The organism is Bradyrhizobium sp. CCBAU 51765, from assembly GCF_015291725.1.
Classification (GTDB): Bacteria; Pseudomonadota; Alphaproteobacteria; order Rhizobiales; family Xanthobacteraceae; genus Bradyrhizobium; species Bradyrhizobium liaoningense.
Map to the genome: position 1 here is coordinate 3,795,020 of NZ_CP030038.1, position 23,544 is coordinate 3,818,563.

23 protein-coding genes and 1 tRNA gene are annotated in these 23,544 nt (G+C 64.3%); 15 read left to right on the forward strand and 9 right to left on the reverse strand.

The genetic code is table 11. The annotated features are described in order from the left end of the window. The first annotated feature begins 83 nt into the window (after nucleotides 1-83). Nucleotides 84-1,166, forward strand: coding sequence for a COX15/CtaA family protein (locus XH96_RS18230; protein ID WP_194393669.1), 1,083 nt, complete (start codon nucleotides 84-86; stop codon nucleotides 1,164-1,166). A 26-nt stretch (nucleotides 1,167-1,192) separates the two neighbouring features. On the opposite strand, the gene XH96_RS18235 is transcribed toward XH96_RS18230, so the two are convergent. From XH96_RS18235 to XH96_RS18250, 4 genes are all read right to left on the reverse strand, one after another. Next, nucleotides 1,193-1,537 (reverse strand): hypothetical protein, encoded by a 345-nt coding sequence (locus XH96_RS18235; RefSeq protein ID WP_194393670.1) that lies wholly within the window; start codon nucleotides 1,535-1,537, stop codon nucleotides 1,193-1,195. 220 nt (nucleotides 1,538-1,757) lie between these two features. Continuing rightward, nucleotides 1,758-3,038 carry an O-acetylhomoserine aminocarboxypropyltransferase gene (locus tag XH96_RS18240; protein WP_194393671.1) on the reverse strand — a complete coding sequence of 427 codons (1,281 nt, stop codon included), beginning with the start codon at nucleotides 3,036-3,038 and terminating at the stop codon, nucleotides 1,758-1,760. 138 nt (nucleotides 3,039-3,176) lie between these two features. Then, nucleotides 3,177-3,761: a CoA-binding protein gene (locus XH96_RS18245; RefSeq protein ID WP_194394172.1), complete on the reverse strand. Its 585-nt coding sequence runs from the start codon at nucleotides 3,759-3,761 to the stop codon at nucleotides 3,177-3,179. Nucleotides 3,762-3,786: 25 nt separating this feature from the next. Beyond that, nucleotides 3,787-4,611, reverse strand: a complete 825-nt coding sequence (locus XH96_RS18250; protein WP_194393672.1) for an enoyl-CoA hydratase — start codon at nucleotides 4,609-4,611, stop codon at nucleotides 3,787-3,789. An 86-nt stretch (nucleotides 4,612-4,697) separates the two neighbouring features. Between XH96_RS18250 and XH96_RS18255 the strand changes: the two genes are divergently transcribed. From XH96_RS18255 to XH96_RS18280, 6 genes are all read left to right on the forward strand, one after another. Next, nucleotides 4,698-5,126: a PaaI family thioesterase gene (locus tag XH96_RS18255; RefSeq protein WP_061877809.1), complete on the forward strand. Its 429-nt coding sequence runs from the start codon at nucleotides 4,698-4,700 to the stop codon at nucleotides 5,124-5,126. A 156-nt stretch (nucleotides 5,127-5,282) separates the two neighbouring features. Next, nucleotides 5,283-5,747 (forward strand): 50S ribosomal protein L13, encoded by a 465-nt coding sequence (rplM, locus tag XH96_RS18260; protein WP_011087726.1) that lies wholly within the window; start codon nucleotides 5,283-5,285, stop codon nucleotides 5,745-5,747. Between the two features lies 1 nt (nucleotide 5,748). Next, nucleotides 5,749-6,228 carry a 30S ribosomal protein S9 gene (gene rpsI / locus XH96_RS18265; protein ID WP_028178828.1) on the forward strand — a complete coding sequence of 160 codons (480 nt, stop codon included), beginning with the start codon at nucleotides 5,749-5,751 and terminating at the stop codon, nucleotides 6,226-6,228. A gap of 229 nt (nucleotides 6,229-6,457) precedes the next feature. Next, entirely contained in the window at nucleotides 6,458-7,678 is a 1,221-nt protein-coding gene (locus tag XH96_RS18270; RefSeq protein WP_194393673.1) for a GGDEF domain-containing protein, read from the forward strand. A gap of 56 nt (nucleotides 7,679-7,734) precedes the next feature. After that, entirely contained in the window at nucleotides 7,735-7,971 is a 237-nt protein-coding gene (locus XH96_RS18275) for a hypothetical protein (RefSeq protein ID WP_131868128.1), read from the forward strand. Nucleotides 7,972-8,085: 114 nt separating this feature from the next. Then, nucleotides 8,086-8,382 (forward strand): antibiotic biosynthesis monooxygenase, encoded by a 297-nt coding sequence (locus XH96_RS18280; RefSeq protein ID WP_131868129.1) that lies wholly within the window; start codon nucleotides 8,086-8,088, stop codon nucleotides 8,380-8,382. A gap of 111 nt (nucleotides 8,383-8,493) precedes the next feature. Here the strand turns inward: XH96_RS18280 and XH96_RS18285 are convergent, their stop codons facing one another. Further along, nucleotides 8,494-9,645, reverse strand: coding sequence for an AI-2E family transporter (locus XH96_RS18285; protein ID WP_194393674.1), 1,152 nt, complete (start codon nucleotides 9,643-9,645; stop codon nucleotides 8,494-8,496). A 279-nt stretch (nucleotides 9,646-9,924) separates the two neighbouring features. On the opposite strand from XH96_RS18285, the gene XH96_RS18290 reads away from it, so the two are divergent. Continuing rightward, nucleotides 9,925-10,698, forward strand: a complete 774-nt coding sequence (locus tag XH96_RS18290; protein ID WP_194393675.1) for a gamma-glutamyl-gamma-aminobutyrate hydrolase family protein — start codon at nucleotides 9,925-9,927, stop codon at nucleotides 10,696-10,698. Nucleotides 10,699-10,837: 139 nt separating this feature from the next. On the opposite strand, the gene glnA is transcribed toward XH96_RS18290, so the two are convergent. Next, on the reverse strand, nucleotides 10,838-12,247 hold the full coding sequence (glnA, locus tag XH96_RS18295; RefSeq protein ID WP_194393676.1) for a type I glutamate--ammonia ligase: 1,410 nt from the start codon (nucleotides 12,245-12,247) through the stop codon (nucleotides 10,838-10,840). 152 nt (nucleotides 12,248-12,399) lie between these two features. Continuing rightward, complete coding sequence (locus tag XH96_RS18300; RefSeq protein WP_007603495.1) at nucleotides 12,400-12,738, reverse strand: P-II family nitrogen regulator; 339 nt, start codon at nucleotides 12,736-12,738, stop codon at nucleotides 12,400-12,402. A 381-nt stretch (nucleotides 12,739-13,119) separates the two neighbouring features. Here XH96_RS18300 and XH96_RS18305 point away from each other — a divergent pair, with 381 nt between their 5' ends. Then, nucleotides 13,120-14,619 (forward strand): NAD(P)H-hydrate dehydratase, encoded by a 1,500-nt coding sequence (locus XH96_RS18305; protein WP_194393677.1) that lies wholly within the window; start codon nucleotides 13,120-13,122, stop codon nucleotides 14,617-14,619. After that, nucleotides 14,619-15,056 carry a GNAT family N-acetyltransferase gene (locus XH96_RS18310; RefSeq protein WP_194393678.1) on the forward strand — a complete coding sequence of 146 codons (438 nt, stop codon included), beginning with the start codon at nucleotides 14,619-14,621 and terminating at the stop codon, nucleotides 15,054-15,056. Before XH96_RS18305 ends, XH96_RS18310 begins: the two co-directional genes overlap by 1 nt. Before the next feature lie 4 nt (nucleotides 15,057-15,060). On the opposite strand, the gene XH96_RS18315 is transcribed toward XH96_RS18310, so the two are convergent. Beyond that, the gene (locus XH96_RS18315) at nucleotides 15,061-16,362 is read right to left on the reverse strand and encodes a multicopper oxidase family protein (protein ID WP_194393679.1); all 1,302 of its coding nucleotides are present in this window, start codon (nucleotides 16,360-16,362) and stop codon (nucleotides 15,061-15,063) included. Between the two features lie 154 nt (nucleotides 16,363-16,516). Here XH96_RS18315 and XH96_RS18320 point away from each other — a divergent pair. From XH96_RS18320 to XH96_RS18330, 3 genes are all read left to right on the forward strand, one after another. Further along, nucleotides 16,517-16,601 (forward strand) — tRNA-Leu (locus XH96_RS18320). Nucleotides 16,602-16,773: 172 nt separating this feature from the next. Then, on the forward strand, nucleotides 16,774-18,135 hold the full coding sequence (gene tig / locus XH96_RS18325) for a trigger factor (RefSeq protein WP_194393680.1): 1,362 nt from the start codon (nucleotides 16,774-16,776) through the stop codon (nucleotides 18,133-18,135). A gap of 282 nt (nucleotides 18,136-18,417) precedes the next feature. Then, nucleotides 18,418-19,053 carry an ATP-dependent Clp protease proteolytic subunit gene (locus XH96_RS18330; RefSeq protein ID WP_194393681.1) on the forward strand — a complete coding sequence of 212 codons (636 nt, stop codon included), beginning with the start codon at nucleotides 18,418-18,420 and terminating at the stop codon, nucleotides 19,051-19,053. Nucleotides 19,054-19,079: 26 nt separating this feature from the next. Here the strand turns inward: XH96_RS18330 and XH96_RS18335 are convergent, their stop codons facing one another. Continuing rightward, nucleotides 19,080-19,319, reverse strand: a complete 240-nt coding sequence (locus tag XH96_RS18335; RefSeq protein ID WP_194393682.1) for a hypothetical protein — start codon at nucleotides 19,317-19,319, stop codon at nucleotides 19,080-19,082. A 179-nt stretch (nucleotides 19,320-19,498) separates the two neighbouring features. Here XH96_RS18335 and clpX point away from each other — a divergent pair, with 179 nt between their 5' ends. Both clpX and lon read left to right on the forward strand, forming a co-directional pair. Beyond that, the gene (gene clpX / locus XH96_RS18340; RefSeq protein ID WP_008547851.1) at nucleotides 19,499-20,770 is read left to right on the forward strand and encodes an ATP-dependent Clp protease ATP-binding subunit ClpX; all 1,272 of its coding nucleotides are present in this window, start codon (nucleotides 19,499-19,501) and stop codon (nucleotides 20,768-20,770) included. A 320-nt stretch (nucleotides 20,771-21,090) separates the two neighbouring features. After that, nucleotides 21,091-23,514 carry an endopeptidase La gene (gene lon / locus XH96_RS18345; RefSeq protein ID WP_194393683.1) on the forward strand — a complete coding sequence of 808 codons (2,424 nt, stop codon included), beginning with the start codon at nucleotides 21,091-21,093 and terminating at the stop codon, nucleotides 23,512-23,514. Nucleotides 23,515-23,544: the final 30 nt, after the last annotated feature.

Consider the following 23,544-nt stretch of genomic DNA (forward strand, 5'->3'; position numbering starts at 1 on the left):
TGCTGCTTTCGCGTAACTTGCACTGAAGGAGCGGGGGACTATAAGGGGCACGCAGTCCGGTTCAAGCCTGGTTTTTGCTCCGAATGACGACGATTTCCACCCCGTCCGAACCGCATCGCGCCGTGCGCTGGTGGCTGATCGCAGTGGCCGCGCTGATCGCACTGATGGTGCTGGTCGGCGGCGCGACGCGGCTGACGGAATCCGGCCTCTCGATCGTCGAGTGGAAGCCGGTCACGGGCAGTGTTCCGCCGCTCTCCGAGGCGCAGTGGACCGAAGCATTCGAGGCCTACAAGAAGATCCCGCAATATCGCGAGCTCAACGCCGGCATGAGCCTGTCCGAGTTCAAGGAGATTTTCTGGTGGGAGTGGAGCCACCGGCTGCTCGGGCGCTTCATCGGTATCGCTTATCTCTTGCCGTTCCTGTTCTTCCTCTGGCGCGGCGGCCTGTCGGGCGAGCTGAAGCGGCGGCTGTGGCTGCTGTTCGCGCTCGGCGGTCTGCAGGGGGCCGTCGGCTGGTGGATGGTGGCCTCGGGCCTGACCGAGCGGGTCGAGGTCTCGCAATACCGGCTGGCGACACACCTGGTGCTGGCGCTTCTGATCTTCGCCGGGATCGTCTGGACGGTGCGGCGGCTCAAGGAGCGGCCGCAGATCTCGTCGCCCGCGCGGCTGCGGCTCATGAGCGCGCTGCTTCTCGCCGTGACCTTCGTGCAGATCTATTTCGGCGCGCTGGTCGCGGGCCTCCGCGCCGGGCGCGCCTACAACACCTGGCCGCAGATCGACGGCGCGTTCATCCCGTCGGCGGAACGGTTGTGGTTCGAGACTCCGTGGTGGCGCAACATGTTCGACAACGTGCTGACCGTGCAGTTCGAGCACCGCATGACCGCCTATCTGCTGTTCGCGCTTGCGGCGCTGCACGCAATCGACGCGGTGCGCTCGCGCGCAGGGTCGGCGGCGATCGGCGCGCTGTGGCTGTTTGCGGCCGTGAGCCTGCAGGCGGTGCTCGGCATCCTCACGCTGCTCAACCAGGTGCCGATCGATCTGGCGCTCGCCCACCAGGCGGTCGCGATCGTGGTGTTGACGCTAGCGGTGATGCAGGTCGAACGGCTGGCGACGCGACAATCAGCGCAGGCAGAGCCGCGCGCGGTTCCGGTCAGTCAGCCCGGCTGATCACCATCAGCCCGGCTGATCGGAGATCAGCAATAGCCGTAAACGCCGCACGCGTAGGGCAGACGCCAGAAATAATCGACCTGCTTCCCGCCGTAATACGCGCCCTGATAATCGTAGCTCCAGGGGCGGCCGTAATAGCCCGGCAAGGTGTTGGAGCCGGGCAGCAGCGGCGTGCCCGGCAGGTTGCGGATGTAGCTGCCGATGCCATAGGCCGGCGAGATCAGCGCATCCGGATCGGTCTCGACATAGACCTGCGGCGGATCCTGCGGCGGCACGGCGGCGCGCCGCTTCGGCGTCGCCGGCAGATCGGCGGCCAGCGCGCCTGAAACCGTCAGCATCGCCGCAAGGGCAGGCACCATCCAGCGCAGCATCGTCGGCTCCGAATCAAAAGGGGCGATCCAAGGACGATGTATGGGGCAGATGTGGTTAATGACTGTTAACTGACGACGGCCAAACGGCCGCCGTCATCCGGGGCGGTGCGAAGCACCCAACCCGGAACCTCCAGCTGGATCAGACAAGATCGAGGTTCCCCGGTGCGCAATTGCGCACCTGAGGTTCGCGCTATCGCGCGCCCCGGAACGACGCGGAAAACTACGCCCCCAGCGCCTGTTCCAGATCCGCGATCAGGTCTTCCTTGTCCTCGATGCCGACCGAGAGCCGCACCACGTCGGGGCCGGCACCGGACTTGATCTTGGCGGCGTCGTCGAGCTGGCTGTGCGTGGTCGAGGCCGGATGGATCACGAGCGAGCGGGTGTCGCCGACATTGGCGAGGTGCGAGAACAGCTGCAGCTTCGACACCAGGCTGACACCGGCGTCATAGCCGCCCTTCAGGCTGAAGGTGAACACCGCGCCGGCGCCCCTCGGCGCATATTTGCGGGCGAGCTGGTTGTACTTGTCGCTCGGAAGGCCGGCATAGCTGACCGAGGCCACCGCGGGGTGGCCGGCGAGAAATTCGGCAACCGCCTTGGCGTTGTCGCAGTGCCTCTGCATGCGCAGCGGCAGCGTCTCGATTCCGGTGAGGATCATGAAGGCGTTGAAGGGCGACAGTGCCGGTCCGAGGTCGCGCAGGCCGAGCACGCGGCAGGCGATCGCGAAGGCGAAATTGCCAAAGGTCTCCTGGAGGCGGATGCCGTGATATTCGGGGCGCGGCTCCGACAGCATCGGATATTTGCCGCCCGTGGACCAGTCGAAGGTGCCGGCGTCGACGATGATCCCGCCGAGCGAGTTGCCGTGGCCGCCCAGGAATTTCGTCAGCGAGTGCACGACGATGTCGGCGCCGTGGTCGATCGGGCGGATCAAATAGGGCGAAGCCAGCGTGTTGTCGACGATCAGCGGCACACCCGCTTTGCGCGCCACCGTCGAGATCGCCTCGATATCGGTGATGCTGCCGGCGGGGTTGGCGATGGACTCGATGAAGATGGCTTTCGTGCGCGGCGTCACCGCGCGCTCGAAGCTCGCGATATCGTCGGGATCGGCCCACACCACATTCCAGCCGAAACTCTTGAAGGCGTGCGTGAACTGGTTGATCGAGCCGCCATAGAGCTTTCGCGCGGCGATGAACTCGTCGCCGGGCTGGAGCAATTGCTGCAACACCACGACCTGCGCGGCGTGGCCGGAAGCCACCGCCAGCGCGGCCGTGCCGCCTTCAAGCGCGGCGACGCGCTCTTCGAGCACGGCATTGGTCGGGTTGCCGATGCGGGTATAGATGTTGCCGAACGCCTGCAGGCCGAACAGCGAGGCGGCGTGGTCGGCATCGTTGAAGACGAAGGACGTCGTCTGATAGATCGGCGTTGCGCGCGCACCGGTGGTGGGGTCGGGCTGCGCACCGGCATGCACGGCAAGAGTCGAAAATCCCGGAAGGCGATCGCTCATTTGGGCGTCCTGTTTCTCGTTGTCTGAAATCGCGAGGCATGCTGATAGGCGCCGCGCTCGCCGTCAAGGCGCGGCTTCACATCGGAATGATCGTGCTGCGCATTGTCGCGTTCGCGAAAGAAATCCTTCGCAAGTGCGTCAGCTCTGTTCGCTCTTGTTTTTCGCGGCGCGATCCGATGCTGCGGTATCGCCGCCGCCGACACTCATCCGATTGAGGGATAGCCGCATGCCCTGCGTCGGTACCGGCGCCCGCTTCGAGCTGAGCGTGCGCGAATTCACGCCCATCCAGGATATTTCGGACGACAGCCGGCCATACTCGATCTTCGGGCAGCGGTTCATGACCACCTTGATGCCGACCGACTCCGCCTTTGCCGCCGCGGCATCGTCGCGTGCGCCGAGTTGCATCCAGATCACCTTCGGCAGCGGATCGAGCGTGAGCGCCTCTTCGATGACAGGCATGATGTGGCTGGAATTACGAAAGATGTCGATCATGTCGACGGGACGCCCGAGGTCGGAGAGGGAGGCGACGAACGGCTTTCCGAGCAGCTCCTTGCCGACATGGCCGGGGTTGATCGGGATCATGTCGTAACCGCGCTGCGCCAGATATTTGAACGCGAAATAGCTCGGCCGCACGTTGACCGGCGAGGCGCCGACCATCGCGATCGATTTCACGCTGTTCAGGATGCCGCGGATGTAATTGTCGGGATAGGCGTCGTGGTTCATCACTTGTCTTTTCTTGTTGACGGGGTCACTCATCCCGCCATGTCGGCGTGCGCTTCTCGATGAACGCGCCGATGCCTTCCTCGGCGTCGCGCGCCATCATGTTCTCGGTCATCACCTCTGCCGCATAGCGATAGGCGTCTGCAAGGCTCATCTCGGCCTGGCGGTAGAACGCCTCCTTGCCGAGCTTGATCGTGTGGGCGGATTTCAACGCGACCTTCTGCGCCAGCGCAATCGCGGCCTCGCGCTCGGTGCCGGCGGGAACGACGCGATTGACGAGCCCGATCTCGCGGGCACGCACGGCGGGAATCGGCTCGCCCGTCAGCAGCATCTCCATCGCCTGCTTGCGCGGCACGTTGCGCGACAGCGCCACCATCGGCGTCGAGCAGAACAGGCCGATGTCGACGCCGGGCGTCGCAAAGCTCGCCGCCTCGGAGGCGATCGCGAGATCGCAGCTCGCGACGAGCTGGCAGCCGGCCGCGGTCGCGATGCCCTGGACGGCGGCGACCACCGGCTTCGGCAGGTGCACGATCGCCTGCATCATCGCACTACAGGCGTTCATCATCTCGGCGAAGAAGGCGCGGCCGCGATCCGGATCGGTGCGGCGTGCGGTGAGTTCCTTCATGTCGTGGCCGGCGGAGAAGGCGGGGCCGTGGGCCGCGATCACCACGCCGCGGACGGCCTTGTCGCTGCTGATATCATTGAGCTCGGCATGCAGGCCCGCGATCATCGCCTCCGACAGGCTGTTGCGCGCGGCCGGGCGGTTGAGCGTCAGGACCGCGATGCTGCCGATCGTCTCGCGCAGCAGGATCTGTGGTTGCGGGGAGGGGGTGCGGGCGGCATGGACGGACATTGACGCGATTTCCGCTACATGATTGCAATTGGATGACACAGATAACTTAATGTAACAGAGCAAGCGAAGCGAGGGTGGGGAACGGCATGGCGGTAGCGAGGATGAGCGTGGCGGAGCTCGAGCTGTTCCTCCGTGATGAATTTCCCCAGGCCTTCAGCGGTGACGACATCACGATCGAGAGCGCGGACGGCCAGACCTGCCTCCTGCGCCAGCGCTACAGCGAACGGATGCTGCGGCCGGGTGGAACCGTGTCCGGTCCGACGCTGATGGCGCTCGCCGATTTCGCGATGTACGTGGTGCTTTTGTCGGCGATCGGGCCGATCGGGCTCGCGGTCACCACCAATCTCAACATCAATTTCCTGCGCAAGGGCCAGCCCGGGCAGGACGTGCTGGCGGAGGCGCGGCTGCTCAAGCTCGGCAAGCGCCTCGCGGTCGGGGAAGTGAACCTGCTTTCGGGAACCTCACCCGATCCGATTGCCCATGTCACCTCCACCTATTCCATTCCAAATGTTTGATGTTTTTGCAGGTAATATAGTACCATATTTGTAAGTAGCTGATTTTACGAAAGTAATTTCCGCCGTTGGGCATTGACCGTTGCGCGTCTCTTCTCTAGAAAACCGCGCAGTCCGGTGCGGTGTTCGCGCCGACGTCTCCCTCACGGAAATTCTGACATGAAAACCTTTTCGGCAAAGCCGGCCGAGGTGACGAAGAAGTGGGTGCTGATCGACGCCAAGGGTCTGGTCGTCGGCCGTCTCGCCACCATCGTCGCCATGCGGCTCCGCGGCAAGCACCTCCCGACCTACACCCCGCACGTCGATTGCGGCGACAACGTCATCATCATCAACGCGCAGCATGCGGTCCTCACCGGCCGCAAGCGCGAGCAGAAGACCTACTACAAGCACACCGGCTATGTCGGCCACGTCAAGGAGCGCACCGCGCGCCAGATCCTCGAAGGCAAGCATCCCGAGCGCGTGCTCGAGAAGGCTGTCGAGCGCATGATCCCGCGTGGCCCGCTCGGCCGCGTGCAGATGGGCAACCTCCGCGTCTACGGCGGGGCCGATCATCCGCACGAGGCGCAGCAGCCCGAGAAGATCGATATCGCCAAGTTGAACCGCAAGAACACGAGGGCCGCATAACATGGCCGAATCCATCCAGTCGCTCGACCAGCTCTCGCAGCTCAAGACGGCGGCAGCGCCCGAGGCGCCCAAGCACGAGAAGAAGGTCGACAAGTTCAACCGCGCCTATGCCACCGGCAAGCGCAAGGACGCGGTCGCTCGCGTTTGGATCAAGCCGGGCGCCGGCAAGGTCACCGTCAACTCGCGCGAGGTCGAGGTCTATTTCGCCCGTCCCGTGCTGCGCATGATGATCGAGCAGCCGTTCTCGGTGGCCCAGCGTTCGGGCCAGTACGACGTGATCTGCACCGTCGCCGGCGGCGGCCTGTCCGGCCAGGCCGGCGCGGTCCGTCACGGCATCTCCAAGGCGCTCACCTATTTCGAGCCGGAGCTGCGCGGCGTGCTCAAGAAGGGCGGCTTCCTCACCCGCGACTCGCGCGTGGTCGAGCGCAAGAAGTACGGCAAGGCCAAGGCCCGCCGCTCCTTCCAGTTCTCGAAGCGTTAATCGCTTTTGTCGCATTCGCCGCGAAAGCGGCTTCAATGAGATGCAAAAGGGCGCTGATTTCAGCGCCCTTTTTGCTGTTCGTTTGTATGCAAATTGACGGCGTGTTTCCCGAAAACTTGGGCGTCCGCGAAAACCTGAATGGAACTCGCCGGACCTAGCGTCGCCTGTGGAAGGGCGCGCAAATCGGATGTGCCGATCGCGTAACTGCTATGTTCTAGAGGGGGCCGACATGATGTCGCTCGATAGCATCACGCTCTATTTGGTCGCCACCATGGTCGCCGCACTGCTCGGCGCCATGATGGTGTTTTTCGGCAAGCAGGAGAACAGCCCCGCGCTGAAATGGTGGGGCACCGCCTATCTGCTCGGTGCCGCCTCGGTCGCGCTGTGGACCGCGGCGGGCGACAGGCTGGGTCCTCATATTTACCTTGCGCTGAACGCCGTCGGTTTCGTCGCCTGCGGCATGGTGTGGAATGCGGCGCGCGTCTTCCACGGCCGCAAGCCGAACTGGCCCGGTCTCGTGCTTGGTGCGCTCGCCTGGGTCACTGCTGCGACGCTGCTCGATCCCGCCGCGTCCATGCTGCGCATGCTCCTCGGTGCCGGTATCGTCTCGATCTATGCGGCGCTGACCGCGAGCGAGCTCTGGGTCGAGCGGCGCAAGAGCCTGCAACGGCGCTGGCCCGCCTTCGTGGTGCCGGTGATGCACGGCTGCGTGTTGATGCTGCCGATCCTGATCGGCAGCTTCCTGCGTCCTCACGACGCCGGCTTTTCATCGAGCATCTGGGTGACCGTATTCGCGGTCGAGCTCGTGCTCTACGCCGTCGGCACCGTGTTCGTGATCTTCATGCTGGTGTCGGAGCGCACCGTCACCGCGCACCGGACCGCGGCGTCCACCGATCCTTTGACCGGCATGCTCAACCGCCGCGGCTTCTCGGAGGCCTGCGCGCGCGTGATCGAGCGCGAGGCCAAGGCCGGGCGGCCCGTGACCGTGATGATCTTCGACATCGACCACTTCAAGTCGATCAACGACCGCTTCGGCCATCCCGCCGGCGACGAGATGCTGAAGCTGTTCTCCACCGTCGTCGTCAGCAATTTGCGTATCTCCGATCTCTCGGGCCGCATCGGCGGCGAGGAGTTCGCCGCGCTCCTGCCGTGTTCGCTGGAGGAGGGCGTGCTGGTCGCCGAGCGCGTGCGCGAAGCGTTCGAGACCTCCGGCGTCGTGGTCGACGAGGGCCCGGTCGACACCACCGTCAGCATCGGTGTCGCCGGCGGTCCGGCCGGCACCGAGCTCGAAGTGCTGCTGGCCTCGGCCGACACCGCGCTCTACCAGGCCAAGCGCGGCGGCCGTAACCGCGTCGAGGCGGCCGAGGAGCTGCCACTGTCGCTGGAGAACTGGCGCCGCCAGAGCGCGGCACGGATCGGCGCGCCGCAGGCGCGCCCGGCCACCGCCTGATCGCAGGGGCCTTGCGGTAATCCTCTGTTTACCGTTCGATTCCTACCATTGCGCTCATGGAATCGATCCGTCGACAGAATCCGCAAATCACCCTGATGTCACTCGAAGCAGCCGCGGCCTCTGCACGCGGAGGCTTCGCCTGTCTGTTCTCGACCGCCGATGAATACGAGACGGCGCTGATCGCCGAGCGTCGCGCGCAGGGGCGCTATGGCCAGCACCGCAGCTATTGGCCGTTCGCAATGTTCGTCGGTTGCGTGTTCATCGTTGCGGGCACCGTTTTGCTGCTCGCCTGACAGGCCTGCATTCAAGAGACCTGCATATTCCAGTGAGCCAGGCGCCGTTGCAGCGCCTTTTTCTTTGTCGCCGTCTGCGGTAGACACGCCGATCGAACGAAAAGGTGGAAACCGATGATCACCGAGATCGCGCAAATCGACGTCAAGCCGGGCAGCGAGAAGGATTTCGAGGCGGCCGTCGCCAAGGCCAAGGCCGCCTTCGGCGGCTCCAAGGGGTTTCATGGCTTCGAATTGCACAAATCCATCGAGAAGCCGCAGCGCTACCGGCTGATGGTGAAGTGGGCGACGCTGGAGAACCACACCGTCGACTTCCGCGGCTCGGAGAGTTTCACCGAATGGCGCGGCCTCGTCGGCCAGTATTTTGCCTCGCCCCCCGAGGTCGAGCACACCGAGACCGTGCTGACGACCTGAGCGGCTCTATTTCTGGAGCATGATCTCCGCGCAAACGCGTTCCGCGTTTGTCGCGAGGGAGAACCGCTGCGCAGTTTGCGTTAACGCGGCCCTTCGGGTCCGGATCATACTCTACGCCGCCTCGGCGAGCGGCGGCGCCTCATACGTCTTGAAATGGTCGATCATGACCTTGGCGATGGCGACCAATGGCAGCGCCAGCGCGAGGCCCCAGATGCCGAACACGACGCCAAGCAGGATCTGGAACGCGAACAGCGTGGCCGGCGGGATGTCGAGCGCCTGCCGCTGCAGGATCGGCGTCAGCACGTAGCTCTCCATCGCGTGCACGCCCATGAAGAGGAGAAAGGCCGACAAAGCCGGGATCCAGCCCGAGGCGAGGCTTGCCAGCACCACGATGACGCCGGCGATGATGGCTCCGACGGTGGGAATGAAGGCGAGCAGACCCGCCTGGATCCCTAAGATGAACGCGCCGGGGATGCCGATGATCGCAAGCCCGATCCAGGTCACGACGCCGACCGCGATCATGACGATGATCTGGGCGATCAGCCAGCGCTCCAGTGTTTCGCTGATACGGTCGATGACGAGGGCGACACGCGTGCGGTGCCTCGCCGGTGCGAGGAACAGCAGGCCATCGTGATAGACGCCGGGCTGGGCGGCGAAGGCGAGGCCCAGGAACAGCACGATGAAGACGTTGCCCACGCCGTGAATGGTGCCGAGCAGCAGCTTGAAGGTCTGGCTGACGATCGCCCCGCCGCTGGAGGCGAGCGCGCCGGCACCGGGCAGGGGCCCGCGCGATGGCGCCGCCGGCGCGGGCGTTGCGTCCGGCGACGTCGTGGCCGAGGCGTCCGACGCTGCGTTGCCGAGATCGAAGAAGCTGGTGTCGATGCCGTGGGTTTCCAGGAAGGACCTGACATTCACGATCTGTGACTTGATGGTCTTGCTCAGCAGCGAGGCCTGTTCGGCAATGGTGGCGCCGCCCAGATAGGCGATGCCGGCGAGAAGCAGGGCGAGCGCGACGCAGACGATCGCAAGTCGGACCGTATGAGGCAGGTGAACCCGGCGGCCGAGCGCATGGACCAGCGCGTTGAGGCCGAGTCCGAGCAGCATGCCCGTGAAGATCAGCAGCAGGGTGGCCGCAAAATACCATGTGAAGGCGAGCAGTGCGGTGAACAGCACGACGCCGATGCCTCCCACCGAAATCGCCCAGGCCTGATCCCGAGCCAGGTCGCTGCGGGTCCGGGAGCGTTCATCTCTGGGAATCGTCACATTGGGTCCTTTTCGAGGGAGGCGGCGCCAGCGCACTCTTTCGCGAAATCCTGGCGCGGATCAAGCGGGACACGCGCCGGATCGGCGCGCTGGCCGCCAACGCGGGGCTGTAAGTCCCCTCCGAGCGATCGGACTCGCCACCGCCCGGCCTGCCACGGCGCTCCAGTCCGGGTATTTGCGCGAAAATAGCATTGCCGTCCCGCGATCCCTTCTGTTGAATTTGTTCCATCGGAGGGGCATGTTGACAGAATCTTCTTACCTGGAGGCGCGGAACGACAGATGAGAAAGCCGGTCGTCGGCGTGATCGGGAATTCCCATCGCGTCGAAAATCGATTTCAGGTCCAGATGGTCGGCGAGCGAAACCTGCGCGCCGTGGCTGAGGTCTCCGGCGGCTTGCCGGTGATGTTCGCGGGCTCGCCCGACATCACGGATATCGCGGCGCTGCTCGATACCGTGGACGGCATCATCCTCACCGGCGCCCGCGCCAACGTGCATCCGACCCGTTTCAATGTCGATCCTTGCGAGAAGCACGAGCCCTACGACATCCACCGCGACGAGGTGGCACTGGCGCTCTCCGTCGCCTGCGTCTCCCGCGGCATCCCCCTGTTCGGCATCTGCCGCGGTCTCCAGGAGATGAACGTCGCCTTCGGCGGCTCGCTGCATCCCGAGATCCGCGAGATCCCGGGCCGCATGAACCATCGCATGCCCCGGCTCGAGAACGGCGAGATACATCCCGATCCGACGGTGGTGTTCGCCGACCGCCATGATGTCGACCTGACGCCGGGCGGGGCGTTCGCGAAAATCCTCGGCTGCGAGAGGATCCGGGTGAATTCGCTGCACGGCCAGGGCATTCTCGAACCCGGCAAGCGCGTCCTGATCGAGGGCGTTGCCGAGGACGGCACCATCGAAGCGATCCGCATCGCTGAAGCCCCGGCCTTTGCGCTCGGCGTGCAATGGCATGCGGAGTACGATCCGCAGCACAATCCGATCAACCGCAAGCTGTTCGAGGCCTTTGGCCAGGCACTGGCCGCGCGGCAAAAGGCGGCGGCGTAGCGCGCGTTGGGTCCGGACGCGCTGCAGCGCTCCCAAGCTGCCAGCACCGTCAGCCGCGTCATGCGGCTGCGGCCTCCTCAAACGAAAAGGCGCCTCCTTCCGGAAGCGCCTTTTGCCTGTCGTGGTCTGTTCGAGCCGATCAGCCCGAATAGTACATGTCGAACTCGATGGGGTGCGGGGTCATCTCGAAGCGCTCGACCTCGGTCATCTTCAGCTCGATATAGGCGTCGATGAAGTCGTCGTCGAACACGCCGCCGGCCTTGAGGAAGGCGCGGTCCTTGTCGAGGTTTTCGAGCGCCTCGCGCAAACTGCCGCATACCGTCGGAATCTGCTTCAGCTCTTCCTTCGGCAGGTCGTAGAGGTCCTTGTCCATCGCCGGACCCGGATCGATCTTGTTCTTGATGCCGTCGAGGCCGGCCATCAGCATCGCGGCGAAGCCGAGATAGGGATTGGCGAGCGGATCGGGGAAGCGCACCTCGACGCGCTTGGCCTTCGGCGAAGCGGTGTAGGGGATGCGGCAGGACGCCGAGCGGTTGCGCGCGGAATAGGCGAGCAGGACGGGGGCCTCATAGCCCGGGACCAGACGCTTGTAGGAGTTGGTCGAGGGGTTGGTGAAGGCGTTGATCGCCTTGGCGTGCTTGATGATGCCGCCGATGTAGTGGAGGCAGGTCTCCGACAGGTCGGCATATTTGTTGCCGGCGAACACCGGCTTGCCGTCCTTCCAGATCGACTGGTGCACATGCATGCCCGAGCCGTTGTCGCCGTAGACCGGCTTCGGCATGAAGGTGGCGGTCTTGCCGTAGATGTGCGCGACCTGATGGATGCAGTACTTGTAGATCTGGAGGTGGTCGGCCATCAGCGTCAGCGTGTCGAACTTCATGCCGAGCTCGTGCTGGGCGGAAGCGACCTCGTGGTGATGCTTCTCGACCTTGACGCCCATCTTGGCCATGGCCCCGAGCATCTCCGAGCGCATGTCCTGCACGGAGTCCTGCGGCGGCACCGGGAAATAGCCGCCCTTGGTGCGGACGCGGTGGCCGAGATTGCCGCCTTCATATTCGGTGTCGGAATTGGTCGGCAGCTCCGAGGAGTCGAGGCGGAAGCCGGTGTTGTAGGGGCTGGACGAGAAGCGCACGTCGTCGAACACGAAGAACTCGGCCTCGGGGCCGACGAACACGGCGTCGCCCACGCCCATCGACTTCACCATCGCCTCGGCCTTCTTGGCGATGCCGCGGGGGTCGCGGTTGTAGGGCTCGCCGGTGGTCGGCTCGAGCACGTCGCAGGTGATGACCATGGTGGTCTCGGCGAAGAACGGATCGATCGTCGCGGTCACCGGATCGGGCATCAGGCACATGTCGGACTCGTTGATCGCCTTCCAGCCGGCGATCGAGGACCCGTCGAACATCGTCCCTTCGGCGAAGATGTCTTCATCGATCATGCCGACGTCGAACGTGACGTGCTGCCACTTGCCGCGCGGATCGGTGAAGCGCAGGTCGACGTACTTGACGTCGTTGTCCTTGATCGATTTCAGGACGTCTTTGGCGGTCTTCATGCATACCCCTTTTGGCTCTGCGGATCGGTTTCCAGATGAGCAAACTCGTTCTCGCTTTGGGCGAGTTTTGCGCGACCGCACAAACGAAATCAGGCCGCCGAAGCAGCCTTATTTCTTGTCGGAGTGTCGCAAAACGCGGGATAGCACCCGGCTCAGATAGCGTCCAGCCCGGATTCGCCGGTCCTGATGCGGATCGCTTCTTCGATGTTGGAGACGAAGATCTTGCCGTCGCCGATGCGGCCGGTCTGCGCGGCGCGGCGGATCGCGTCGATGGCGCGCTCGACCAGATCGTCGCCGATCACGATCTCGATTTTTACCTTCGGCAGGAAGTCGACGATGTATTCTGCGCCGCGGTAAAGTTCGGCATGACCCTTCTGCCGGCCGAAGCCCTTGGCTTCGGTGACGGTGATGCCCTGAAGACCGACTTCCTGAAGCGCTTCCTTCACCTCGTCTAGCTTGAATGGCTTGATGATGGCTTCGATTTTCTTCACTGCGCGACTCCCGGCCTTTCGATCAAATAGCAACGTCTTCGTCAGGATGCGCATCTCTCAACGCACGATCTTGTCTTCTCTATGCCGGGATCCCTGACCAGTCCGGCAACAACGGCCGGCCACACCCTGTAAGATGCCAGTGAGCACGACGAACCGAAGCGGCTTCCTCGAAAGCAGGGTCTATGCCAAGTTGCAAATGCCCTGGTTATTGGAGCGTTATCAGCCTTTTAACGAGCATCCCTGGGTGGTGGCGCCGATCTGCCCAAAATACCGAAGACTACGAAATAGGCAAACAGTTCAATATATGTGCAGATCGATGTTTTCGCCGTCGGGTCGGCACGGAAGGTGCCTGTTGAAGAGGCGATTGTACTAGGAAGTGGCATGGAAGTTCTGACCAACGCCGAAATGCAGCGCGCCGACCAGCTCGCCATTGCGGCCGGGACGCCCGGTTTCAAGCTGATGCTGAGCGCGGGCCAGGCGGTCGCCAAGGCCGCCCATGCGCTGGCGGAGGAGGGGCCGATCCTGATCGTGGCCGGCCCGGGCAACAATGGCGGCGACGGCTTTGTCGCGGCCGCCGAGCTCGCTGCCCAGGGGCGGGAGGTCTCGGTGATCCCGATGTGCGAGCGCGACCAGCTCCAGGGCGATGCGGCCTCCGCGGCGCGCGGCTGGAAGCATCCGGTGCTTCCGTTCAACCCCCAGGCGATCGGAAAGCCTGCGCTGATCGTCGATGCACTGTTCGGTGCCGGTCTCAGCCGTCCCGTCGACGGCGAAGCGCGCGAAATGATCGAGGCGATCAACGCCAACGGTGCCCCGGTGCTCGCGGTGGACCTGCCGAGCGGCATCAACGGCACCAGCGCGGCCGTGATGGGGGTGGCGGTGAACGCCACCGAGACCGTCACCTTCTTCCGCAAGAAGCCGGCGCATCTGCTTCTGCCCGGGCGGATGCATTGCGGCCGCGTGCGCGTCGCCGACATCGGCATCGACGCGCAGGTGCTGGACGAAATCGCGCCGCGGACCTTCGAGAACGATCCGGATCTCTGGGGCGCCGCCTTTCCGGTGCCGCGCATCGATGGCCACAAATACGCGCGGGGTCACGTGCTGGCGGTGTCCGGCGACGCGGCAGCGACAGGCGCCGCGCGGCTTGCTGCGCGCGGCGCGCTGCGGGCCGGCGCGGGCCTCGTGACGCTGGCGAGCCCGCGCGATGCGCTCGCGATCAATGCGGGCGCGCTGACTGCGGTGATGGTTCGCCCCGTCGACACCGCCCTCGAGTTCGGCGAGCTGCTCGGCGACAAGCGTTACAGTACCTGCATCATCGGTCCCGGCGCGGGCATCGGTCAGCGCACCTGCGACCTCGTTCACACCGCTCTCAAGGCGCAGCGGCAAGTGGTGCTCGATGCGGATGCGCTGACGAGCTTTGCCGCGACCCCCGAGCGCCTGTTCGAATCGATCAAGTCCTCGCAGGACAATGTGGTGGTGCTGACCCCGCACGAGGGCGAGTTTCCGCGCCTGTTCTCCGATCTCAGCAACAAGCATCCCGGCCGCTCCAAGCTCGAGCGCGTCCGCGCTGCTGCCGAGCGCTCCGGCGCCGTCGTGCTCCTGAAGGGCCCGGACACCACCATCGCCGCCCCTGACGGCCGCGCCACCATCGCCGCCAACGCGCCGCCCTGGCTGGCCACGGCCGGTGCCGGCGACGTGCTCTCCGGCATCATCGCAGGGCTCCTGGCGCAAGGCGTCCCGGCTTTCGAAGCCGCCAGCATCGGCGTCTGGATGCACGGCGAGGCGGCGAGCGAAGCCGGGCCGGGCCTGATCGCCGAGGACCTGACCGAGACGCTGCCGGCCGTGCACCGGCGGATCTATGATGCGCTGGGGGTGGAGTACTAGTGCTGAGGCGCCTCGCGCTCGCCGATATGGACGTGGCGGCGTGTGTCCATCGAACGGCTTTTGACCAGGCGATGCCGTGGCTCGCCGGGTTGCACACGCCGGACGAGGACCGCTGGTTCTATCGCGAGCGTGTCTTTCCGACGTGCAGCGTGTGGGGCCGTTTCGACGGCGATGAGCTTTGCGGGATCATCGCCTTCCGCGACCGCTGGGTCGAACAGCTCTACGTGCTTCCGGTCGCACAAGGCCGCGGCGTCGGCACGGACCTCCTCGACATCGCCAAAGGCGCTTGCGATCGGCTGGAGCTCTGGGCCTTCCAGCGCAACGCGCCGGCGCGACGCTTCTATGAGGCGCGCGGGTTCAAGCTGGTCGAGGAAACCGACGGGGCGCGGAATGAGGAGCTTGAGCCCGACGCCCGCTACCTCTGGACGCGCCAGTAGGCGTTCACTCCACCCCATACCAGCGCACCAGACGTGGTGCGGCCCAATCGGTCACAACCGACTCGATCAGCCATCGCCCGGGCGCGGTCGCTGCAAACGCGATGCGCTGGGTCTGGCCGGGCTCGATCGCGAGCGTGTCGAGCCAATAGGGCTTCCAGCCGTCGTCGAGCGTGTCGAGCAGGCGGAAATGGTGGCCGTGCAGATTGAAGATGGTGGCGATCGGACCGGCGTTCTTCAGCGTCAGCACGACGGTGCGGCCGGTCTTGGCGGGGAAGATGGGGGCGGAGGCCGTGGAGAAATTCGCGGGCCGCGTCCAGGCGGCGTCGGCCGCGCCAAGCGCGACATCGAACCGCAGGGCGCCTCTCAGATCGAGCTTCTCGGGAAGGTCGTTTGAAGGCAGCGGCTGCGGCGGCAACAGCGGCGCGCGCTCCAGCTTCCCGGAGATGGCGAGGCTTCCGACCTGGCGCGCCTCCTTGCCGTCATGGAGCAGGAATGGGGCCGATGTCGCCGCATCCACGAATGCGTCGGCTCGCGCCCCCGGGGCCAGCACCAGGGCGCCATTGCGGGCGGGGAACGGCTCGGCCGGCTGGCCGTCCAGGGCCATCACGCGGACCTCGTGGCTTCCCAATTTGATTGCCAGAACAGTACGTTGGGAGCCATTGATGAAGCGTAGCCGCAGCCGCTCATTGGCCGCGGCTGAGAGTTCGAATGAAGTTCTGCCATTGACCGTGTAGAGCGGCGTCGCGTCCTTCGGGGCCTGGCCCGGCGGGACCGCGGTGCCATCCGGCCGCAGACGCCATTCTTCGATCAACAGGACCTCGTCACGGTCGGCGGCAACCCGGCCGGTCTCGGCCACGATGATCGGGAGCGGGCGGGCAGGCTGCTTCAGGCTGCCCTCGAAGAGACGGAAGTCCGCCAGTAGGGTTCCCGCGTTTGGCGTTGAAATAATTGATGTTTCGGTCGTGTCGGGTGCGGCGGGCGCGCGCCCTCGCAGCGGGTCTGCGGCAGTCGGGCCATTGAGGCCGTACCAGACCGGCGCAAGTGGCACAGGCAGGTCGTTGCGAAACACCACTTCGCAGCGGTCGCCGCGCTTGAGACGGACGGTCCCGAGATGGCTTATGGCGGCCAGCTCCCAGATTGCTGTAGCTGGCTGTCCCGCCGTCGAAGCCAGGGTTGCCGGCCTTGCCTGAAGCGCAAGCTGCGCGGTCACATGCGGCCCTGCGCCGCCGGACATCAACCCGGCCGCCGAGGCCCCGAGACCGGCCAAAACCTCACGTCGGGTCGGGTCGAGAATCCGCGGTTTCATGGGTCGATCCGGATCATGCCGCGCTGGATAAGTCCAGCCATCGTGCCTACTTGAAGCATGCCTCCAACCAGCCATTTTTTTGCTGCGAACAGTCAGGCACATGCTATAAGCCCGGCCGCCCGCGGCATCGCGGCCGGTCTTGATGCAAATTCACGCGGGCGTGGCGGAACTGGTAGACGCGCTGGATTTAGGTTCCAGTGACGAAAGTTGTGGGGGTTCGAGTCCCTCCGCCCGCACCAAGCGCTTATCGCGTTTGCACGGATTACGAGACCTGCTCCTCGCGGATGATCATCCGTCTGGAGCCGGTCCGATGAACACCGGTGGTGAGGCGTTTGCCTCGCGCCGGATCGATTAATGACAGCGTCCCGACGCGCGACGTGCCGGGACCGAACGAGAAGAAGATTGGACGCCATGCAGGTCACAGAAACCCTCTCGGAAGGCTTGAAGCACGAGTTCAAGATCAGCGTTCCCGCGTCCGATCTCGATGCCAAGGCCGGCGCCAAGCTCGTCGACCTCAAGGACAAGGTCCGCATCAACGGCTTCCGTCCGGGCAAGGTGCCGGTTGCGCACCTGAAGAAGGTCTATGGCCGCTCCGTGATGGCCGAAACCATCGACCAGACCATTCGCGACACCAACACGCAGCTGTTCTCCGAACGCGGCTTCCGTCTCGCGACCGAGCCGAAGATCACCATGCCGACGGAGCAGAAGGATGTCGAGGAGCTGCTGAGCGGCAAGACCGATCTGACCTACACGGTCGCGATCGAAGTGGTGCCGGCGATCGCGCTCGCTGACTTCAAGACCTTCCAGGTCGAGAAGCCGGTCGCCGACGTCACCGACACCGATGTCGATGAAGCGATCAAGCGCATCGCCGATTCCAACCGCACCTTTGCCGACAAGGGCGAGGGTGCCAAGGCTGCCTCGGGCGACCGCGTCACCATCAACTTCAAGGGCAGCATCAACGGCGAAGTCTTCGAGGGCGGTACCGGCGAAGGCATCCAGGTCGTGATCGGCTCCAACACCTTCATCCCGGGCTTCGAGGAGCAGCTGATCGGCATCGGCGCGAACGAGACCCGCACGCTGAAGGTGTCGTTCCCCAAGAACTACATGAACGACAAGCTCGCCGGCCAGCCGGCCGAGTTCGAGACCACCGCGACCCTGATCGAGGCGCCGCAGGACCTTGCGATCGACGACGAATTCGCCAAGTCGCTCGGCCTGGAATCGCTGGACAAGCTCAAGGAAGCCGCGCGCGAGCGCCTTTCCGCCGAGTTCGCGACGGCGACGCGCCAGCGCGTCAAGCGCGCGCTGCTCGACCGTCTCGACGAGGCGCATCGCTTCGAGGCGCCGCCCTCGCTGATCGACGAGGAGTTCAATCTGATGTGGAACTCGGTCAAGGCCGAGATGGATTCCGCCGGCAAGACCTTCGCCGACGAGGACACCACGGAGGACGCCGCCAAGGAGGAGTACCGCAAGATCGCCGATCGCCGCGTGCGGCTTGGCCTCGTGCTCTCCGAGATCGGCGAGAAGAACAAGATCACCGTGACCGACGACGAGGTCGGCCGCGCCGTGATCGAGCGCGCGCGCTCGATGCCCGGCCGCGAGAAGGAGGTCTGGGACTATTATCGCAACAACGCCCAGGCGCTGGCCCAGCTTCGTGCCCCGATCTACGAGGACAAGGTCGTCGACTTCATCCTCGAGCTCGCCAACGTGACCGAGAAGAAGGTCTCGCGCGAGGACCTCTACAAGGACGACGACGCGGAAAAGACCGCAGCCTGAGGGGTTTGAGGCAGCCATCTATTAATGATGATCAACGAAGAGGCCCAGCTAGCCAGGTGGCCGGCTGGGCCTCTTTGTGCGAATCAGCTTCAACTGCCCCTACGGATTAAGCCTTAATGCGCTGCGCACTTGTCAGAAGCGAAATGGGCTATATCTGTCGCTACGCCTTCTACTTCTTACCAAGTTCCTGCATCACAGGACGTCCATTCGCCTCCCGGCAAATCCAGCCAAACTTTGGCAAGCCTGCCCGGCGATGTCCGTCTCCGAAACACTAGGTGACTCATGCGCGATCCGGTTGAAACCTACATGAACCTCGTGCCCATGGTGGTTGAGCAGACCAACCGTGGCGAGCGCGCCTACGACATCTTCTCGCGCCTCCTGAAGGAGCGGATCATCTTCGTGACCGGCCCGGTCGAGGACGGCATGTCGACGCTGATCGTCGCACAGCTCCTGTTCCTCGAGGCGGAAAATCCGAAGAAGGAAATCTCGATGTACATCAATTCGCCGGGCGGCGTGGTGACGTCGGGCCTTGCGATCTACGACACCATGCAGTTCATCCGCCCGCCGGTCTCGACGCTGTGCACCGGGCAGGCGGCTTCGATGGGCTCGCTGCTGCTCTGCGCCGGCGAGAAGGACATGCGCTTCTCGCTGCCGAACGCGCGCATCATGGTGCACCAGCCCTCCGGCGGCTTCCAGGGCCAGGCGACCGACATCATGCTGCACGCCCAGGAGATCCTGAACCTGAAGAAGCGGCTCAACGAGATTTACGTGAAGCACACCGGACAGACCTACAAGTCGATCGAGGATGCGCTGGAACGCGACAAGTTCCTGACCGCGAACGACGCCAAGGAGTTCGGCCTTGTCGACAAGGTCATCGACAAGCGCGCCGAGGAGCCGGCGCAGGCAAAGACTCCGTAGCACTACGGGGTCGTCACGGCGGTCCCTCAGATCGCCGTGGACCCGTCGGGGTGCGTCCACGTTAGGTGCGGGTGCGCGCGGCGCAAAACGGGGTTTTGCGCGCTGCGACATGCAGAAAGTTCCGCTTTCGTGCTCTTTTCGTGGCAATCCAGCAACGCCGGGGTGATTTCGATCACTTCGTCCGTGCCAAGACCGGAAATCACGGTATTGTCACGGGTAGCCGGCGGCGTCCGATTAGCGAATTCTTGATAGTCGGGTGACAGCATGGTTGGCTACGACTGATCGGCTATGATCGCGGGAGAATCGAGTGACCGTGATTCGCACGGGATGTAATGCGTAGGGTCTTTTTTGGTACGGAATTTGCTCTACTTAAGCTTCATGCCGGCCATCGTGTCGGAATGGAGCGATCGAGCGGAACGGGATCGAACCGCGGACGGAGACAGGAATGAGTAAGGTCGGCACGAGCGACTCCAAGAACACGCTATATTGCTCGTTCTGCGGCAAGAGCCAGCACGAAGTCCGCAAACTGATCGCGGGTCCCACGGTCTTCATCTGCGACGAGTGCGTCGAGCTCTGCATGGACATCATCCGCGAGGAGAACAAGTCCTCGCTGGTCAAGTCGCGCGACGGGATTCCGACGCCGAAGGAAATCTGCAAGGTGCTGGACGATTACGTGATCGGCCAGAGCCATGCGAAGAAGGTCCTGTCGGTCGCGGTGCACAACCACTACAAGCGCCTCAACCATCAGACCAAGCACAACGACGTCGAGCTCGCGAAGTCGAACATCCTGCTGATCGGTCCGACCGGCTCGGGCAAGACGCTGCTCGCGCAGACGCTCGCCCGCATCCTGGACGTGCCGTTCACGATGGCGGATGCGACGACATTGACCGAAGCCGGCTATGTCGGCGAGGACGTCGAGAATATCATCCTGAAGCTGCTCCAGGCCGCCGACTATAATGTCGAGCGCGCCCAGCGCGGCATCGTCTATATCGACGAAATCGACAAGATCAGCCGCAAGTCCGACAATCCCTCGATCACGCGCGATGTGTCGGGTGAGGGCGTGCAGCAGGCGCTGCTCAAGATCATGGAAGGCACGGTGGCTTCGGTCCCGCCGCAGGGCGGCCGTAAGCATCCGCAGCAGGAGTTCCTGCAAGTGGATACCACCAACATCCTCTTCATCTGCGGCGGCGCTTTCGCCGGCCTTGAGAAGATCATCTCGGCACGCGGACGGTCGACCTCGATCGGCTTCGGTGCCCAGGTGCTGGCGCCGGAGGATCGCCGTACCGGCGAGATCTTCCGTCACGTCGAGCCTGAGGACCTCCTGAAGTACGGCCTCATCCCCGAGTTCGTCGGCCGTCTGCCGGTCGTGGCGACGCTCGAGGACCTCGACGAGACCTCGCTGAAGAAGATCCTGACCGAGCCGAAGAACGCGCTGGTGAAACAATACCAGCGGCTGTTCGAGATGGAGAACATCGAGCTGACCTTCGCCGACGAGGCGCTTGGCGCGGTTGCCCGCAAGGCGATCGAGCGCAAGACCGGCGCGCGTGGGTTGCGCTCGATCCTCGAGGCGATCCTGCTCGAGACCATGTTCGACCTGCCGGGCCTGGAAGGTGTGGAAGAAGTCGTGATTTCCCGCGAAGTGGTGGAAGGAACGGCGCGTCCGCTCTACATCTATGCCGATCGATCCGATCGCGCCGTCGAGAACGCCAGCGCCTGATCTGGCGGCGCTGGAGCGCTCCAATCCTCCCCTCAAGATGGGCTGCGGAACTGTATCTCCGCAGCCGGTGTTGCGTCGCTTGTTTGCGTGCGTAAGCGCCTGATGGCGCGCGTTTTTCAATGACTTGACACCCCCCGGGTCGATAGCCACCTAATGTCGGCGGCGAGCGAAAATTCTCTTCAAGATTCGCCTCAGTCCATCCGGCGAGCCGGTCCAACTCGTAGAGGACCGATCGGTTCTGCGGATCACCTCGGCACCTTGTGGCGGTTGCGCATCATCAGCGGGCTGCGTGCAAGGGGGCAAAGCAAAAGGAAAAGGCCATGACCAATCCCAAACCCCGGCCAACCATCGTCCATGGCGAAACGCACGCCTATCCCGTGCTGCCGCTGCGCGACATCGTCGTCTTCCCGCACATGATCGTGCCGCTCTTCGTCGGCCGCGAGAAGTCGATCCGCGCGCTCGAAGAGGTCATGAAGAACGATGCGCTGATCATGCTCGCGACGCAGAAGAACGCGTCCGACGATGATCCGGCGCCGGATGCCATCTACGAGACCGGGACGCTTGCCAGCGTGCTCCAGCTCTTGAAGCTTCCGGACGGCACCGTGAAGGTGCTGGTCGAAGGGCTCGAGCGTGCGCGCGTGGCGAAGTACACCGATCGCGCCGACTATTACGAGGCGACCGCGGTCGCGCTCGCCGACACCGATGCGAAGTCGGTCGAGGCGGAAGCGCTGGCGCGCTCGGTCGTGTCCGATTTCGAGAGCTATGTGAAGCTCAACAAGAAGATCTCGGCCGAGGTCGTCGGCGTCGTGCAGGCGATCACCGACTTCGCCAAGCTCGCCGACACCGTTGCCTCGCATCTCGCAGTCAAGATCGCCGACCGCCAGGGCATCCTGGAGACGCTGTCCGTCACCACGCGCCTGGAGAAGGTGCTGGGCCTGATGGAGAGCGAGATCTCGGTGCTGCAGGTCGAGAAGCGCATCCGCTCGCGCGTCAAGCGCCAGATGGAGAAGACCCAGCGCGAGTATTATCTCAACGAGCAGATGAAGGCGATCCAGAAGGAACTCGGCGACGACGATGGTCGCGACGAGCTCGCCGATCTCGAAGAGAAGATCTCCAAGACCAAGCTCTCCAAGGAAGCGCGCGAGCGGGCGCAGCATGAATTGAAGAAGCTGCGCCAGATGTCGCCGATGTCCGCGGAAGCGACCGTCGTGCGCAACTATCTGGATTGGCTGCTGTCGATTCCGTGGAACAAGAAGTCCAAGGTGAAGAAGGACCTGGAGGCTGCGCAGGCCATCCTGGATTCGGATCACTATGGGCTCGAGAAGGTCAAGGAACGCATCGTCGAGTATCTCGCGGTGCAGTCGCGCGCCAACAAGCTGACGGGCCCGATCCTGTGCCTCGTCGGACCTCCCGGCGTCGGCAAGACCTCGCTCGGCAAGTCGATCGCGAAGGCGACTGGGCGCGAATTCGTGCGCGTCTCGCTCGGCGGCGTGCGCGACGAGGCCGAGATCCGCGGTCACCGCCGCACCTATATCGGCTCGATGCCCGGCAAGATCATCCAGTCGATGCGCAAGGCGAAGTCGTCAAATCCGCTGTTCCTGCTGGACGAGATCGACAAGATGGGTGCCGATTTCCGCGGCGATCCGTCCTCGGCCTTGCTCGAGGTGCTCGACCCCGAGCAGAACGCGACGTTCAACGACCACTATCTCGAGGTCGACTACGATCTGTCCAACGTGATGTTCATCACGACCGCGAATACGCTGAATATTCCCGGCCCGCTGATGGACCGCATGGAGATCATCCGGATCGCGGGCTACACCGAGAACGAGAAGGTCGAGATCGCGCGCAAGCACCTTATCCCGAACGCGGTGTCCAAGCATGGCCTGGACTCCAAGGAGTTCTCGATCGACGACGACGCGCTGCTGCTTCTGATCCGCCGCTACACCCGCGAAGCGGGCGTGCGCAACCTGGAGCGTGAGCTCTCGACACTCGCCCGCAAGGCGGTGAAGGAGCTGATGATCTCCAAGAAGAAGTCGGTCAAGGTCACCGAGAAGACTCTGGAAGAGCTGCTCGGCGTGCCGAAGTACCGCTTCGGCGAGATCGAGAGCGAGCCGCAGGTCGGCATCGTCACCGGCCTTGCCTGGACCGATGTCGGCGGCGAGCTGCTGACGATCGAAGGCGTCATGATGCCCGGCAAAGGCAAGATGACGGTCACGGGCAATCTGCGTGACGTGATGAAGGAGTCGATCTCGGCGGCGGCGTCCTACGTCCGCTCGCGCGCGATCAACTACGGCGTCGAGCCGCCTCTGTTCGACCGGCGCGACATCCACGTGCACGTGCCGGAGGGCGCGACGCCGAAGGACGGCCCGTCCGCCGGTGTCGCCATGGCCACCGCGATCATCTCGGTCATGACCGGCATTCCGGTCCGCCACGATGTCGCGATGACCGGCGAGATCACGCTGCGCGGTCGCGTGCTGCCGATCGGCGGCCTGAAGGAGAAGCTGCTGGCGGCGGCCCGCGGCGGCATCAAGACGGTGCTGATCCCCGAGGACAACGCCAAGGATCTCACGGAGATTTCCGATGCGATCAAGGGCGGCATGGAGATCATCCCGGTCTCGCGCCTCGACGACGTCATCGCCAAGGCGCTGGTGAGGAAGCCCGTGCCGATCGTCTGGGAAGAGGACACCAAGGTGACGGTGAAGTCGGACGGCGACGAGGCCGCCGGCGGCCTGACCGCGCACTGAGGTTCGGCGAAAGATGATAAAACGGCGCCT

Excerpts from the sequence above, each read along its gene's own strand:
- XH96_RS18230 (WP_194393669.1), top strand. The coding sequence starts at position 84 with ATGACGACGATTTCCACCCCGTCCGAACCGCATCGCGCCGTGCGCTGG.
- XH96_RS18235 (WP_194393670.1), bottom strand. The coding sequence starts at position 1,537 with ATGCTGCGCTGGATGGTGCCTGCCCTTGCGGCGATGCTGACGGTTTCA.
- XH96_RS18240 (WP_194393671.1), bottom strand. The coding sequence starts at position 3,038 with ATGAGCGATCGCCTTCCGGGATTTTCGACTCTTGCCGTGCATGCCGGT.
- XH96_RS18245 (WP_194394172.1), bottom strand. The coding sequence starts at position 3,761 with ATGAACCACGACGCCTATCCCGACAATTACATCCGCGGCATCCTGAAC.
- XH96_RS18250 (WP_194393672.1), bottom strand. The coding sequence starts at position 4,611 with ATGTCCGTCCATGCCGCCCGCACCCCCTCCCCGCAACCACAGATCCTG.
- XH96_RS18255 (WP_061877809.1), top strand. The coding sequence starts at position 4,698 with ATGGCGGTAGCGAGGATGAGCGTGGCGGAGCTCGAGCTGTTCCTCCGT.
- rplM (WP_011087726.1), top strand. The coding sequence starts at position 5,283 with ATGAAAACCTTTTCGGCAAAGCCGGCCGAGGTGACGAAGAAGTGGGTG.
- rpsI (WP_028178828.1), top strand. The coding sequence starts at position 5,749 with ATGGCCGAATCCATCCAGTCGCTCGACCAGCTCTCGCAGCTCAAGACG.
- XH96_RS18270 (WP_194393673.1), top strand. The coding sequence starts at position 6,458 with ATGATGTCGCTCGATAGCATCACGCTCTATTTGGTCGCCACCATGGTC.
- XH96_RS18275 (WP_131868128.1), top strand. The coding sequence starts at position 7,735 with ATGGAATCGATCCGTCGACAGAATCCGCAAATCACCCTGATGTCACTC.
- XH96_RS18280 (WP_131868129.1), top strand. The coding sequence starts at position 8,086 with ATGATCACCGAGATCGCGCAAATCGACGTCAAGCCGGGCAGCGAGAAG.
- XH96_RS18290 (WP_194393675.1), top strand. The coding sequence starts at position 9,925 with ATGAGAAAGCCGGTCGTCGGCGTGATCGGGAATTCCCATCGCGTCGAA.
- glnA (WP_194393676.1), bottom strand. The coding sequence starts at position 12,247 with ATGAAGACCGCCAAAGACGTCCTGAAATCGATCAAGGACAACGACGTC.
- XH96_RS18305 (WP_194393677.1), top strand. The coding sequence starts at position 13,120 with ATGGAAGTTCTGACCAACGCCGAAATGCAGCGCGCCGACCAGCTCGCC.
- XH96_RS18315 (WP_194393679.1), bottom strand. The coding sequence starts at position 16,362 with ATGAAACCGCGGATTCTCGACCCGACCCGACGTGAGGTTTTGGCCGGT.
- tig (WP_194393680.1), top strand. The coding sequence starts at position 16,774 with ATGCAGGTCACAGAAACCCTCTCGGAAGGCTTGAAGCACGAGTTCAAG.
- XH96_RS18330 (WP_194393681.1), top strand. The coding sequence starts at position 18,418 with ATGCGCGATCCGGTTGAAACCTACATGAACCTCGTGCCCATGGTGGTT.
- XH96_RS18335 (WP_194393682.1), bottom strand. The coding sequence starts at position 19,319 with ATGCTGTCACCCGACTATCAAGAATTCGCTAATCGGACGCCGCCGGCT.
- clpX (WP_008547851.1), top strand. The coding sequence starts at position 19,499 with ATGAGTAAGGTCGGCACGAGCGACTCCAAGAACACGCTATATTGCTCG.
- lon (WP_194393683.1), top strand. The coding sequence starts at position 21,091 with ATGACCAATCCCAAACCCCGGCCAACCATCGTCCATGGCGAAACGCAC.